This is a genomic window from Pseudomonas sp. ArH3a (genome assembly GCF_022648765.1).
Lineage (GTDB): Bacteria > Pseudomonadota > Gammaproteobacteria > Pseudomonadales > Pseudomonadaceae > Aquipseudomonas.
In genome coordinates, this window is sequence record NZ_CP080330.1 from 864310 (window position 1) to 878741 (window position 14432).

Below are 14432 nucleotides of genomic sequence, written 5' to 3' on the forward strand. Positions count from 1 at the left end.
CATGCCGCAGACAAAACACGCAATAACCGACGTACAGCCCCTGTTGCACGGCCATTTGCCGCAACTGGCTGCACGTTCCCCGGAGGCCCATAAAGGCCAATTCGGCCACCTCTTGGTCATCGGCGGCGACCGCGGCTTTGGCGGCGCCGCGCTATTGAGCGCAGAAAGTGCCTTGCGCAGTGGCGCGGGCATGGTCTCGCTGGCGACCCGCCCCGAACACATCCCCGCCGCGCTGGCGCGCTTGCCGGAAGTCATGACCGTTGGCGTGAGTTCGGCCAACCAGTTGATGGGGTTGCTGGAAAAAATCTCGGTCATCGTCATCGGCCCGGGCCTTGGAGAGGCTTCCTGGGGCAAAAGCCTGTTGTCCGTTGCCGCCAATGCCAAGCAGCCGCAGGTCTGGGACGCCGATGCCTTGAATCAATTGTCTATCGGCAGCGTGAGCCTGCCGGCGAACTCGGTGATCACGCCACATCCGGGTGAAACTGCGCGTTTGATGGGGATCTCGACAGCCGAGGTTCAGGCCGATCGCTCTAAGGTTGCGCGCGCGTTGAGCCAGAAATTCAATGCAGTGGCTATTCTCAAGGGGGCTGGCAGTTTGATTGCCAGCCCGGACGGTCGTATTTCACGCTGTGACCAGGGCCACCCGGCGATGGCCACGGCAGGGTTGGGTGATGTATTGAGCGGTCTGGTGGGCGCGTTGCTGGCCCAGGGCATGCCAGCCTATGAGGCAAGCTGCCTGGCCGTGTGGTTGCACGCCACGGCCGGGGATCGCCAAGGCACCTTTGGTCGCGGCCTGGCTGCCAGCGACCTGATACCTGCCATTCGTCAATTGCTGGAGGAACAGTCGCCGTGTCTGAAGTAACTCTTTTTCTGGCCGATGAAGACGCGACAGTCGCGTTGGGTCATCGCATCGCCCAGGTTGCGGCCGGTGCAGGGCTGATCTTTCTTGAGGGCGACCTTGGGGCGGGCAAGACCACGCTGTCGCGCGGGATTATTCGCGGGTTGGGCCATACGGGCGCGGTCAAAAGCCCGACGTTCACCTTGGTCGAACCCTACGAGATTGGCGAGATTCGCGCCTTTCACTTCGACCTCTATCGCCTGGTAGACCCCGAAGAGCTGGAGTACATGGGCATCCGTGATTATTTCGACGAAGACGCGCTGTGCCTGATTGAATGGCCAGATAAAGGCACAGGCTTTTTGCCAAAGCCGGACCTGACCATTACCATTACGCCGCGTGATCACGGACGTCAGCTGAAGTTGTTGCCCCAGAGTGCGCGAGGCCAGTCGTGGTGCGCCGCTCTGGCACTGGAATTCAAATAAAATTGGTGGGGTTAGGTATGCGCTTTCGCGCGATGGTTGCTGTCGTAGGGGTGTTGCTTGCGGCAATGACTTTCAATGCTCTGGCTGCTTCACAGGTGAAAAGTGTTCGCCTGTGGCGCGCGCCGGATAACACGCGACTGGTGTTCGACCTGTCTGGCCCGGTCCAGCACAGCGTCTTTACCCTGACGGCGCCTGATCGCCTGGTGATCGACATCAACGGTGCGACCCTGGCCGCGCCGCTGAAAGTCTCCACCGCCAACACGCCGATTACTGCGATGCGCTCCGCCCAGCGCACGCCGACCGACCTGCGTGTGGTGATCGACCTGAAAAAGGTCGTAACCCCGAAAAGTTTTGTGCTTCCCCCGAACGCCCAATACGGCAACCGGTTGGTGGTCGACCTGTTCGACAATGCCGCCGATGCCGCGCCGCCGCCTGCGCCGACGCCAAGTGTGGCCACTGTGCCGGCCGTGCCAGTCAGCCCGGCGCAGCCACAGGTCAAGCTGCCGCCGCCACCACCGGCGCCTGCGGGCAAGCGCGACATTATCGTGGTGATCGACGCCGGCCACGGCGGTGAAGACCCGGGCGCCTCCGGCTCGCGCGGCCAGCATGAGAAAGACGTGGTACTGGCTATCGCCCGTGAACTGCAGCGTCAGGTCAATGGCATGAAAGGCTATCGCGCCGAGCTGACCCGTACTGGCGACTATTTCATCCCGTTGCGCGGCCGTACCGAAATCGCGCGTAAGAAGGGCGCCGACCTGTTCGTGTCGATCCACGCCGACGCCGCACCGTCTACCGCCGCCTTCGGCGCCTCGGTGTTTGCCCTGTCCGATCGCGGCGCCACGTCCGAGACCGCGCGTTGGCTGGCCGACAGCGAAAACCGTTCCGACTTGATCGGCGGGGCCGGCAACGTGTCCCTCGATGACAAAGACAAAATGCTCGCCGGCGTGCTGCTCGATCTGTCGATGACGGCGTCGTTGACCTCCAGCCTGAACGTGGGCCAGAAGGTCTTGAGCAATATCGGCCGCGTCACTTCCTTGCATAAGCAACGTGTGGAACAGGCCGGGTTCATGGTGTTGAAGTCGCCGGACATCCCATCGATCCTGGTGGAAACCGGGTTTATCTCCAACGCCAACGAAGCCTCGAAGCTGGCCAGCGCCAGCCACCAGCAGGCGCTGGCGCGTTCGATCAGTGCCGGTATTCGCCAGTTCTTCCAGCAGAACCCACCGCCGGGCACTTACATCGCCTGGCTGCGTGACTCTGGGAAAATCGCTCAGGGCCCACGTGACCATCGCGTGCAGCCCGGCGACACCCTGGCCATGCTGGCCGTGCGTTTCCAGGTGTCGGCCGCTACCTTGCGCAGCGCCAACAACCTGAAAACCGATGAATTGAAAGTTGGCCAGGTGTTGACCATCCCTGGCACCGAATTGGCGGCGCAGTAATGAGCGAATCTGTCCTCAACAGCGGTTCGCGCATCGAACTGCTCAGCCCACGCCTCGCCAACCAGATTGCCGCGGGCGAAGTAGTTGAGCGCCCGGCGTCGGTGATCAAGGAGCTGCTGGAAAACAGCATCGACTCCGGCGCCAAGCGCATTGATGTCGACGTGGAGCAGGGCGGCGTCAAGCTGCTGCGCGTGCGCGATGACGGCAGCGGCATCTCCTCCGATGACCTGCCGCTGGCCCTGGCGCGTCATGCCACCAGCAAGATTCGTGACCTGGAAGACCTTGAACGGGTGATGAGCCTGGGCTTTCGCGGTGAGGCCCTGGCGTCTATCAGCTCGGTGGCGCGCCTGACCCTGACCTCGCGCACCCGCAGCGCCGAGCAAGCCTGGCAAGTGGAAACCGAAGGCCGCGACATGGCGCCTCGGGTTCAGCCGGCTGCGCACCCGGTGGGCACGTCGGTGGAAGTGCGCGACCTGTTCTTCAATACCCCGGCGCGGCGTAAATTCCTCAAGGCCGAAAAAACCGAATTCGATCACTTGCAAGAAGTCATCAAACGCCTGGCCTTGGCGCGCTTTGACGTGGCGTTTCACCTGCGTCACAACGGCAAGACCATCCTCAGCCTGCATGAAGCCCATGACGACGCCGCGCGTGCTCGACGTGTATCGGCCATCTGTGGCGCTGGGTTCCTGGAGCAGGCGTTGCCGATTGAAATCGAGCGCAACGGCCTGCGTCTGTGGGGTTGGGTCGGGTTGCCGACCTTCTCCCGTAGCCAGGCAGATTTGCAGTACTTCTTTGTGAATGGCCGCGCGGTGCGCGACAAACTGGTGGCCCACGCGGTGCGCCAGGCTTACCGCGATGTGTTGTTCAACGGGCGGCATCCGACTTTTGTACTGTTTTTTGAGGTCGACCCATCGGTGGTTGACGTCAACGTGCACCCGACCAAGCACGAAGTGCGCTTCCGTGACGGGCGTATGGTGCATGACTTCCTTTATGGCACCTTGCACCGTGCTCTCGGCGATGTGCGCCCGGATGATCAGCTGTCGGCGCCGATCGTGACGGCGGTGGTGCGGCCGAGTGGCCCGGAGGCCGGTGAGTTTGGCCCGCAAGGCGAAATGAGCCTGGCGGCCAATTTGCTGCAATCGCCGCAGCCTCAGCCTGCTTATACGGCGCCGGGTTCCGGGTCGGGTGCGGGTTACCAGTATCAATACACGCCGCGTCCGCAATCGGCGGTGCCGGTGGCCGAAGCCCAGGCGGCCTATCGCGAGTTTTTCGCGCCGCTGCCGGGTGCCGAGCCCGGCGCTGTCGCGTTGCCGGAGGGCGGTGGGGATATCCCGCCGCTGGGCTATGCGTTGGCACAGCTCAAGGGCATCTACATCCTGGCGGAAAACGCCCATGGCCTGGTGCTGGTGGACATGCACGCCGCCCATGAGCGCATCATGTACGAGCGCCTGAAGATCGCCATGGCCAGCGAAGGCCTCAGCGGCCAGCCGCTGTTGGTGCCGGAATCCCTGGCCGTCAGCCAGCGTGAAGCCGATTGCGCAGAGGAGCACCACAGCGTGTTCCAGAAGCTCGGCTTTGAACTGCAGCGCCTGGGCCCGGAAACTCTGGCAATCCGCCAGATTCCCGCGCTGCTCAAGCAAGCCGAAGCCAACCGATTGGTCGCCGACGTGCTGGCGGACCTGATGGAATACGGCACCAGTGACCGTATCCAGGCGCACATCAACGAGCTGCTCGGCACCATGGCCTGCCACGGTGCCATTCGCGCCAACCGCCGCCTGGCCTTGCCGGAAATGAACGGCTTGCTGCGCGACATGGAAAACACTGAGCGCAGCGGGCAATGCAACCATGGCCGACCGACTTGGACCCAAATGGGCCTGGACGATCTGGACAAACTGTTCTTGCGCGGCCGTTGATGAGTGCCTTGCCCCCCGCGATCTTCCTGATGGGCCCCACGGCCGCCGGCAAGACCGACCTGGCCATCGAGCTGACCAAGGTGTTGCCGTGCGAGCTGATCAGTGTCGACTCTGCCCTGGTTTACCGGGACATGGACATCGGCACCGCCAAGCCTTCAAAAGCGCTGCTGGCCGAGTATCCGCATAAACTGATCGACATTATCGACCCGGCGCAGAGCTATTCCGCAGCGGATTTTCGCACTGACGCACTGGCCGCCATGGCCGAGATCACCGCACGGGGTAATATTCCGCTGCTGGTGGGCGGTACGATGCTCTACTACAAGGCTCTGCAGGAAGGCTTGGCGGATATGCCGCCGGCCGACGCCCAGGTGCGCGCCGAACTTGAAGAAGAGGCTGTACGCCTTGGCTGGCAAGCCCTGCACGACCAGTTGGCGGCGATTGACCCGGTGTCTGCCGCGCGCATTCACCCCAATGACCCTCAGCGCCTCACGCGCGCTCTGGAAGTTTGGCGGGTCAGCGGGCAGACCATGACTGAACACCGGCTGAAACAAACTGCGCAAAGTGCTGATGCAGGCGCGTCTGGACAGGCACAATTGCCCTATACTGTGGCGAATCTGGCCATCGCTCCGGCAAATCGTCAGGTGCTGCATGAACGAATTGCACAAAGATTCACAATTATGTTGGAACAGGGGTTTGTGGATGAGGTCGTAGCACTGCGTTCACGAGGAGACCTGCACGCTGGGTTGCCTTCGATACGTGCTGTTGGCTACCGCCAAGTCTGGGATCATCTGGATGGCAAGCTGACGTCAGCCGAAATGCAGGAGCGCGGCATCATTGCCACGCGCCAATTGGCGAAACGCCAGTTCACCTGGTTGCGCAGCTGGAGCGATTTGCACTGGCTGGACAGCCTGGACAGCGACAATCTGTCACGCGCCTTGAAATACTTGGGAACGGTCTCCATATTGAGCTGAGTCCTTGCAATTGCCGTCTATCCTTGGGGGTGTGACGGCCATAAGCTATCTATTTTCCGAATTTTATTATTGATCCTTAAAGGAGTGCGGCACATGTCAAAAGGGCATTCGCTACAAGACCCTTACTTGAATACTTTACGTAAAGAGAAAGTGGGGGTTTCCATCTACCTGGTCAACGGGATCAAGCTGCAAGGCACGATCGAGTCGTTCGACCAGTTCGTAATCCTGCTGAAAAACACCGTCAGCCAGATGGTTTACAAGCACGCTATCTCGACAGTAGTTCCAGTTCGTCCTATCCGTCTGCCTAGCGCAACTGATGCCGAACAGGGTGACGCTGAGCCAGGTAACGCCTGATAGGAGTCTCCTTTGTTCTTTGAGCGCCACGGTGGTGGTGAACGAGTAATCCTCGTTCACTTGGATGGACAGGACCCTGAGGCGCGCGAAGATCCGCAGGAGTTTCAGGAGTTGGCAAATTCGGCCGGCGCCGAGACCGTTGCGTTTTTTAACGTGCCGCGTCATCGGCCAACCGCCAAATTCCTGATCGGCAGCGGCAAGGTCGAGGAACTGCGCGACCTGGTCCATGCTGAAGAAGCCGATCTGGTGATCTTCAATCACACCCTCACGCCCAGTCAGGAACGTAACCTCGAACGTGTTTTCGAGTGTCGCGTGATCGACCGCACCGGTCTGATTCTCGATATTTTCGCCCAGCGCGCCCGTACCCATGAAGGCAAGCTCCAGGTAGAACTGGCTCAGCTTGACCACATGAGCACCCGGCTGGTTCGCGGCTGGACTCACCTTGAGCGCCAAGGTGGCGGTATAGGCATGCGCGGTCCGGGTGAAACCCAGCTGGAAACCGACCGCCGTCTGTTGCGAGTTCGCCTGCGCCAGATCAAGGGCCGCCTGGAAAAAGTGCGCAGCCAGCGCGAACAATCGCGTCGTGGCCGTATGCGAGCGGATATCCCTACCGTGTCTTTGGTGGGCTATACCAACGCCGGCAAATCCACGCTGTTCAATAACGTGACGAAATCGGACGTGTACGCGGCCGACCAACTGTTCGCCACCCTCGACCCGACCTTGCGCCGTCTGGAACTGGACGACCTGGGGCCGATTGTCCTGGCCGACACCGTGGGTTTCATTCGTCACCTTCCTCACAAGCTGGTCGAGGCGTTTCGGTCTACGCTCGAAGAGTCGAGCAACTCCGACCTGCTGTTGCACGTGATCGATGCGGCTGAACCGGATCGCATGTTGCAGATTGAACAGGTGATGGTGGTGCTGGGCGAGATTGGTGCACAGGACTTGCCGATCCTTGAGGTGTATAACAAACTCGATTTGCTTGAAGGCGTTGAGCCACAAATCCAGCGCGACGAAGACGGCAAGCCCCAGCGGGTTTGGCTGTCGGCGCGTGATGGCAGTGGTTTGGAGTTGCTTGAACAGGCCATTGCCGAGTTGCTGGGCGGCGATTTGTTTGTCGGCACCTTGCGCTTGCCTCAGCGTTTTGCTCGACTGCGTGCACAGTTTTTTGAGTTGGGCGCGGTACAGAAAGAAGAATACGACGAAGAAGGTGTCAGCTTGCTGACCGTTCGATTGCCGCGCTCGGAGCTGAATCGGCTGGTTAGCCGTGAAGGTGTGGTGCCGACGGAGTTTATCGAGCAACACACTTTGCAATAAAAGCCTCCTAAAGCGGTTGTGCCGCGGCAGCAGGCATTCTGTAGCATTGGTCGGCGCGCCGTGGGTGCGTCTTTGCTTTATCAGATGGAGAGCGCTATGGCTTGGAATGAGCCGGGTGGCAACTCGAATAATCAGGATCCTTGGGGTGGTAAACGCCGCAATAATGGCGACCGCAAGGGGCCACCAGATCTCGACGAGGCCTTCCGAAAGCTGCAGGAAAGCCTGAATGGGTTGTTCGGTGGTGGGAAAAAACGTGGTGGTGACGACGGCGGTCGCACAAGCAAGGGCGGTGGCTATGGCCTGCTGGGCCTGGGTCTTGTCGTGCTCGCAGCCGTGTGGCTGTACAGCGCGGTTTACGTAGTCGACGAGCAGGAGCAAGCCGTAGTGCTGCGCTTCGGCAAGTACTACGAGACTGTCGGCCCGGGTCTGAACATCTACTTCCCCCCGATCGACAAAAAGTACATGGAGAACGTCACGCGTGAGCGTGCCTACACCAAGCAGGGCCAGATGCTGACCGAAGACGAGAATATCGTCGAAGTGCCGCTGACCGTGCAGTACAAGATCAGCAATCTTCAGGATTTCGTGCTGAACGTCGATCAACCTGAAATCAGTCTGCAGCAGGCGACTGAAAGTGCCCTGCGCCACGTGGTGGGTTCCACCGCCATGGACCAGGTGCTGACTGAAGGTCGTGAGTTGATGGCCAGCGAGATCAAGGAACGTCTGCAACGGTTCCTAGACACCTATCGCACCGGTATCACTGTTACTCAGGTCAACATACAGAGCGCAGCCGCACCGCGCGAAGTGCAGGAAGCCTTTGACGACGTGATCCGCGCCCGTGAAGACGAGCAGCGTTCGCGCAACCAGGCTGAAACCTACGCCAACGGTGTTGTGCCGGAAGCCCGTGGTCAGGCCCAGCGTATCCTTGAGGATGCCAACGGTTACCGCGATGAAGTGGTCTCCCGCGCCAAGGGTGAGGCGGATCGCTTCACCAAGCTGGTTGCCGAGTACCGCAAGGCTCCGGAAGTCACGCGTGAGCGTCTGTACCTGGACACCATGCAGGAAGTCTTCAGCAACACCAGCAAGGTTCTCGTGACCGGCAGCAAAGGTGGGCAGAACAACCTGCTGTACCTGCCGCTGGACAAGATGATCGAAGGTGGTCGTAGCAGCACCAGCGCACCGGCCTCCGGTTCAACGGCTGCTGCCAACGAAGCGAGCGCCCGTGCGGCCGCTGACTTGCTGCAACAGCAAACACGTACCAGGGAGAGTCGTTGATGAGCAATAAATCGCTGACCGCCCTGATTGTGGGCGTCGTCGTGGTCATCGCTGCCTGGAACTGCTTCTACATCGTGGCTCAGACCGAGCGCGCGGTGTTGCTGCAATTCGGTCGTGTGGTCCAGGCGGATGTCCAGCCGGGCCTGCATGTGAAAGTCCCCTACGTGAACCAGGTGCGCAAGTTCGATGGCCGCCTGATGACCCTGGATGCACCGACACAGCGCTTCCTGACCCTGGAAAAGAAAGCCGTGATGGTTGACGCCTACGCCAAGTGGCGCGTCAAGGATGCCGAGCGCTTCTACACCGCGACTTCCGGCCTCAAGCAGATTGCCGACGAGCGTTTGTCGCGCCGTCTGGAATCAGGCCTGCGTGACCAGTTTGGTAAACGCACCCTGCACGAGGTGGTATCCGGTGAGCGTGATGCGCTGATGGCTGACATCACGCGTTCGTTGAACACCATGGCTGAAAAAGAGCTGGGCATCGAAGTTGTCGATGTTCGGGTCAAGGCGATCGACCTGCCCAAGGAAGTGAACCGCAGCGTGTTCGAGCGTATGAGCACCGAGCGTGAGCGTGAAGCCCGTGAGCATCGCGCCAAGGGTAACGAGTTGGCTGAAGGTATCCGTGCGGATGCCGACCGTCAGCGCCGTGTACTGCTGGCAGAAGCCTATCGTGAGTCTGAAGAGGCCCGTGGTGATGGTGATGCTCAAGCGGCGTCGATCTACTCCAAGGCTTATGGCCAGGACCAGGAGTTCTACGCGTTCTACCGTAGCCTGCGTGCCTACCGTGAAAGCTTCGCGAACAAAACCGACGTCATGGTGCTGGACCCAAGCAGCGACTTCTTCCGCTACCTGGAAAAGTCCAAGTAACCAGCCGGTGATTCTGTAGGACCCACTCCGTCGGGCGGCTAAAATGCCTGGCGGGGTGATCCTTTCAGAAAACGGGTGTATGATGCGGCAGCCGGGAAATTCCCGGCTTTTTTGCGTCTGCATGTTTGATTCGGCAGGCGTGACAGGTTTTTCGAGGAAAGTGCCCGACGAGGCCGTTTGCAGGCCATTCGTCACGTCGTTCTTGCGCGTTGTTTATGCAGGGGCCGGGCATTTTCTGCTTCACTCAGGGCTCGGCCGAAGGCTGGTCGCCCGGATCATAGGGGAATGGCGTAATGGCAACGGTAGACCGCTGGCTGCTGCCAGATGGCATCGAAGAAGTACTGCCACCAGAAGCTGCGCGCATTGAAGTAGCGCGTCGTCAGGTGTTGGATCTGTTCCAGAGCTGGGGTTACGAGTTTGTCGTGACTCCCCATATCGAGTACCTGGAATCCCTGCTGACCGGCGCGGGCCAGGACCTGGATCTGCGCACCTTCAAGGTCATCGACCCGCAATCGGGCCGGCAAATGGGCTTTCGTGCTGACATCACGCCGCAAGTGGCGCGCATCGATGCGCACACCTTGCGCCGCGAAGGCCCGAGCCGCCTGTGCTACGCCGGCAGCGTGCTGCATGCGCAACCGCGAGCCTTGTCGTCGTCCCGTAGCCCGATTCAGCTGGGCGCCGAGTTGTACGGCGATGCCAGCCCGAGCAGCGACGTTGAAGTGATCAGCTTGATGCTGGCCATGCTGCAACTGGCTGACGTGCCGGATGTGCACATGGACCTGGGTCACGTCGGTATCTACCGTGGCCTGGCGCGAGCGGCCGGTTTGTCCGGTGAAGTGGAGCAGCAGTTATTTGATGCCCTGCAACGCAAGGCTATCGATGAAGTGATCGCCCTCACCGAAGGTGTGCCGGCAGACCTCGCCGAAATGCTGCGCGCACTGGTCAACCTGTGCGGCGGCCCTGAAGTGTTGGTGGCTGCGCGTGAGCGCCTGGCGAATGCGCCGGCGCCTGTATTGGCGGCGTTGGATGACGTGCTGGCGATTGCCGAGCGTTTGTCGGCACGGTTCCCGCAGTTGCCGCTGTATTTTGACCTGGGTGAGTTGCGCGGCTACCACTACCACACCGGTGTGGTGTTCGCCGTATTTGTACCGGGTGTTGGCCAAGCCATTGCCCAAGGCGGTCGTTATGACGATATCGGCGCCGACTTCGGTCGCGCGCGTCCGGCGACTGGCTTTTCCACCGATTTGAAAACCCTGGTGACCCTGGGGCGTGCTGAGGTCGAGCTGCCGTCTGGTGGCGTCTGGATGCCCGACAGTACGGACGCAGCACTCTGGCAGCAGGTTTGCCAGTTGCGCAGTGAGGGTCAGCGTGTCGTCCAGGCTCTGCCTGGGCAGCCATTGGCCGCCGCCCGTGAAGCGGACTGCGACCGGCAATTGATTCTGCAGAACGGGCTTTGGCAAGTTTCGCCACTGGCTTCTTGAGTTTTCCTGCCGGCCATCGCCGGCACCAAGTTTGCGCGAATGAGGACAAGTGTTATGGGTAAGAATGTCGTAGTCCTGGGCACCCAATGGGGTGATGAGGGCAAAGGCAAGATCGTTGATCTGCTGACCGAACATGCTGCCGCCGTAGTGCGCTACCAAGGTGGCCACAACGCTGGCCACACCCTGGTCATCGATGGCGAAAAAACCGTCTTGCACCTGATCCCGTCGGGCGTGCTGCGCGAAGGCGTGCAGTGCCTGATCGGCAACGGCGTGGTGGTTGCACCTGACGCTCTGCTGCGTGAGATCACCAAACTGGAAGAAAAAGGCGTACCGGTGCGCAAGCGCCTGCGTATCAGCCCGTCCTGCCCGCTGATCCTGTCCTTCCACGTTGCGCTGGACCAGGCCCGTGAAAAGGCCCGTGGCGAGCTGAAGATCGGTACTACCGGTCGCGGCATCGGCCCGGCGTACGAAGACAAGGTTGCACGTCGTGGCCTGCGTGTGGGCGACCTGCTCAACATGCCGCGCTTTGAAGACAAGCTGCGTGAGCTGGTGGATTACCACAACTTCATGCTCGTTGGTTACTACAAAGAGCCAGCCATCGAGTTTGAAAAGACCCTGGCTGAGTGCAAAGAATACGCTGAGCTGCTCAAGCCGCTGATGCTGGACGTGACGGCCGAGCTGCACGACCTGCGTCGCGCCGGCAAAGACATCATGTTTGAAGGCGCCCAAGGTTCGTTGCTGGACATCGACCACGGTACCTACCCGTACGTGACCAGCTCCAACACCACCGCTGGCGGCGTAGCCACCGGTTCTGGTGTTGGCCCGATGTTCCTGGACTACATCCTGGGCATCACCAAGGCTTACACCACGCGCGTAGGTTCGGGCCCGTTCCCGACTGAGCTGTTCGACGAAGTCGGCGCACACCTGGCCAAGCAAGGTCACGAGTTCGGCGCTACCACCGGCCGTGCACGTCGTTGCGGCTGGTTCGATGCCGTTATCTTGCGTCGCGCTATCGATGTGAACAGCATCTCGGGCATCTGCCTGACCAAGCTGGACGTACTCGACGGTCTGGAAACCATCAACATCTGCGTCGGCTACAAAGATGCAGACGGTAAGGACGTTGCTCCGACCGACGCTGACAGCTACGTGGGCCTGCAGCCTGTGTACGAAGAAGTGCCGGGCTGGACCGAATCGACCGTGGGCGCCAAAACCCTGGAAGAACTGCCGGCCAACGCCCGTGCTTACATCAAGCGCGTTGAAGAGCTGATCGGCGCGCCAATCGACATTATTTCGACGGGCCCGGACCGCAACGAGACCATCGTTCTGCGTCACCCGTTCGCTTAATAAGCTGTTGATGTAAAAAGCAAAGGGCTCCTTCGGGAGCCCTTTGTCGTATCTGTCTGGCAAACGGCACGACCCTTGCTATGGTTCTTTCTTTCGCGGTGCTATCAAATTAATGGCACCCGTGGTGGAGGGATTCCCAGTGTCTGCCGTTCTCTCATTGTTACAAAGCCGGCTGTTGCGGCCGGTGTTCGTTACCCTAGGTATCGCTCTTTTGGTGCAAGTGCTGGTGGCTGTCGCTCTGACGAGGAGCACGGTCACTGCATTGGAAGCTGATTTGGGCAATCGCCTGGGTATCGACAGCCAGAAACTCTCCGGTGAACTGGCGCAAGCCGGCAAGGAAGTCACATCGAGTCTGGACAGCCTGTCTTCCAGTACCCGTCAGCGTCTGACCGCAGGGCTTTCCACGCGTCTGCAGGAGGAGCAGAAGCAACTGCGTGCGACCCTGGAAAAAGACCTGCAAGACTCGGCCAACGACATGGCGCAACTGCTGGCCTCGGTGGCGCCGCGCGCCATGTGGGACAGCGACGTGCCGACGCTGTCGGAGTTTGCCCGGCGTGCCCAGCGCAATCCCAACGTGTTATTCGTGGTCTACGACGATGCGGCCGGGGAGCATCTGACCCGTTATCTGAACCGTGACAACCCGATCAACCAGGCATTGCTGGCCAAAGGTCAGGGCGACCGGGCCCTGGACAAAGTCTTGGATGCGGCGAAAAATGATCCTTCCGTGTTCTACGTCGAAGCGTCCATCAGCCCCAACGGCGTAGAGATTGGCAAGGTCCGCATGGGTGTCTCAACCACGGCGGTAGAGGCGGACCTGGCTGCGCTGGACAAGCGTTTTGCCGCGCTGATCGCCAGCAGTGATCAACTGGTAGGCGACAGCCTCAAGGGCGCTGCCGCAGACAGCGCCGCCGCCATGGGCGCGCGCCTGCAATCGGCGCAAGCCACCGCCACCCAGATGACCGCCAACACCACCAGTGCCGTACAAGATGCCGCAGGCACTTTGCGCTGGCGCATCGGCATGGGGCTCGCAGTGGTGGGGTTCGGCGTATTGCTGCTGATCGCTATCGTGCTGGGGCGGCGTGTGGTCAATCGCCTGAAGTTGCTGATCGCAGCCATGGATGACTTGGCGGCGGGCGAGGGCGACCTCACCAAGCGCGTGCAGATCAGCAGCAAGGATGAAATCGGCGACATGGCTTCGGCGGTCAATCGCTTTGTGGATAAGTTGCAGCCGATCGTGCGTGAGGCGGGGGATGTGGCTCAGCGTACCGGTGTGGAAATCGGCGCCATGACCTTGCGCAATGCCGGTGCCGACAAGGCGGCCGGTTTGCAGCGTGATGAAGTGGCCGAGAGCTTGCGCGCGCTGTCGCAAATGGCAGACGAGGCCCAGGCTGAAAGTCATGCGATGCAAGCGGCGTTGCAACAGGTGGTGGAAATCCGCCGGGCGACGGATGAAAACTCGCGCACTTCAGCAGAGGTCGGCAGCTTGATCGAAGCGTTAGCGGGGCAGGTGCAGGCAGGTTCTCAGGTTATTGAGCGCCTAGCTCAGCAAAGCGAACAAATTGAAGTGGTGCTGACGGTGATTCACGGCATTGCCGAGCAGACCAACTTGCTGGCACTTAACGCAGCGATTGAAGCCGCGCGTGCCGGTGAGACCGGGCGTGGCTTCGCGGTAGTGGCCGACGAGGTGCGTGCCCTGGCCAGCAAAACCCAGAGTTCCACGGGTGATATCCAGGCGCATATCGTGGCGTTGCAGCAGGGCGCACGTGAGGCGGTGGAAACCATCGGCAAGGCGGGTCGTCAGGCGAGCGAAGGCTTGCTGGTGCTGCGCGACAGCGTGCGCCTGCAGCAGACGGTGCAGGCTTCGGTGGAGCAGGTGCATGCAGCGATTGGCTTGGCGACGCGTGCGGCTGAGCATCAGGCCCAGGGCGCGCATGCGGTGCGTGGGCGGGTCGAGGTGATTCATGCCCAGGCCGAGCGTGCTGCGCAGGCGGTGGTGGAAACCACGGCCAGTGGCAAGGTGCTGGATGGGTTGGCGGCGCAGTTGAAGGCGAGCCTGGGGCAGTTTCGGGCTTAGCGTCGCCTGTTTCGGCGCAATCGCAGGCAAGCCAGCTCCCACATTCAACTGCATTCCAGCGTTGGAACTCTGCCAGCTGTTGGA

The 14432-nt window shown here is 60.9% G+C and carries 12 protein-coding genes; all 12 read left to right on the forward strand.

Features of this window, described 5'->3' with window-relative positions:
- Position 1: 1 nt before the first annotated feature.
- The 12 genes from K0P33_RS03770 to K0P33_RS03825 all read left to right on the forward strand — a co-directional run bounded on the left by K0P33_RS03770 (position 2) and on the right by K0P33_RS03825 (position 14348).
- Positions 2-862 (forward strand): NAD(P)H-hydrate dehydratase, encoded by an 861-nt coding sequence (locus tag K0P33_RS03770; RefSeq protein ID WP_242154095.1) that lies wholly within the window; start codon positions 2-4, stop codon positions 860-862.
- Positions 850-1320: a tRNA (adenosine(37)-N6)-threonylcarbamoyltransferase complex ATPase subunit type 1 TsaE gene (gene tsaE / locus K0P33_RS03775; RefSeq protein WP_242154097.1), complete on the forward strand. Its 471-nt coding sequence runs from the start codon at positions 850-852 to the stop codon at positions 1318-1320. The genes K0P33_RS03770 and tsaE overlap by 13 nt, the downstream gene beginning before the upstream one ends.
- Positions 1321-1337: 17 nt before the next feature.
- On the forward strand, positions 1338-2759 hold the full coding sequence (locus tag K0P33_RS03780) for an N-acetylmuramoyl-L-alanine amidase (RefSeq protein ID WP_094950973.1): 1422 nt from the start codon (positions 1338-1340) through the stop codon (positions 2757-2759).
- Positions 2759-4672: a DNA mismatch repair endonuclease MutL gene (mutL, locus tag K0P33_RS03785; protein ID WP_094950972.1), complete on the forward strand. Its 1914-nt coding sequence runs from the start codon at positions 2759-2761 to the stop codon at positions 4670-4672. Before K0P33_RS03780 ends, mutL begins: the two co-directional genes overlap by 1 nt.
- Positions 4672-5643, forward strand: coding sequence for a tRNA (adenosine(37)-N6)-dimethylallyltransferase MiaA (gene miaA, locus K0P33_RS03790; RefSeq protein WP_242154100.1), 972 nt, complete (start codon positions 4672-4674; stop codon positions 5641-5643). The genes mutL and miaA overlap by 1 nt, the downstream gene beginning before the upstream one ends.
- A 93-nt stretch (positions 5644-5736) precedes the next feature.
- The gene (gene hfq / locus K0P33_RS03795; RefSeq protein WP_094950970.1) at positions 5737-5997 is read left to right on the forward strand and encodes an RNA chaperone Hfq; all 261 of its coding nucleotides are present in this window, start codon (positions 5737-5739) and stop codon (positions 5995-5997) included.
- A gap of 12 nt (positions 5998-6009) precedes the next feature.
- Positions 6010-7311 (forward strand): ribosome rescue GTPase HflX, encoded by a 1302-nt coding sequence (gene hflX, locus K0P33_RS03800; RefSeq protein ID WP_242154102.1) that lies wholly within the window; start codon positions 6010-6012, stop codon positions 7309-7311.
- Between the two features lie 96 nt (positions 7312-7407).
- Positions 7408-8583: an FtsH protease activity modulator HflK gene (gene hflK / locus K0P33_RS03805; RefSeq protein WP_094950968.1), complete on the forward strand. Its 1176-nt coding sequence runs from the start codon at positions 7408-7410 to the stop codon at positions 8581-8583.
- Entirely contained in the window at positions 8583-9449 is an 867-nt protein-coding gene (gene hflC / locus K0P33_RS03810) for a protease modulator HflC (protein WP_094950967.1), read from the forward strand. The genes hflK and hflC overlap by 1 nt, the downstream gene beginning before the upstream one ends.
- 293 nt (positions 9450-9742) lie before the next feature.
- On the forward strand, positions 9743-10930 hold the full coding sequence (locus K0P33_RS03815) for an ATP phosphoribosyltransferase regulatory subunit (RefSeq protein ID WP_094950966.1): 1188 nt from the start codon (positions 9743-9745) through the stop codon (positions 10928-10930).
- 54 nt (positions 10931-10984) lie between these two features.
- The gene (locus tag K0P33_RS03820) at positions 10985-12274 is read left to right on the forward strand and encodes an adenylosuccinate synthase (RefSeq protein ID WP_242154105.1); all 1290 of its coding nucleotides are present in this window, start codon (positions 10985-10987) and stop codon (positions 12272-12274) included.
- 139 nt (positions 12275-12413) lie between these two features.
- Complete coding sequence (locus K0P33_RS03825; RefSeq protein WP_094950964.1) at positions 12414-14348, forward strand: methyl-accepting chemotaxis protein; 1935 nt, start codon at positions 12414-12416, stop codon at positions 14346-14348.
- Positions 14349-14432: the final 84 nt, after the last annotated feature.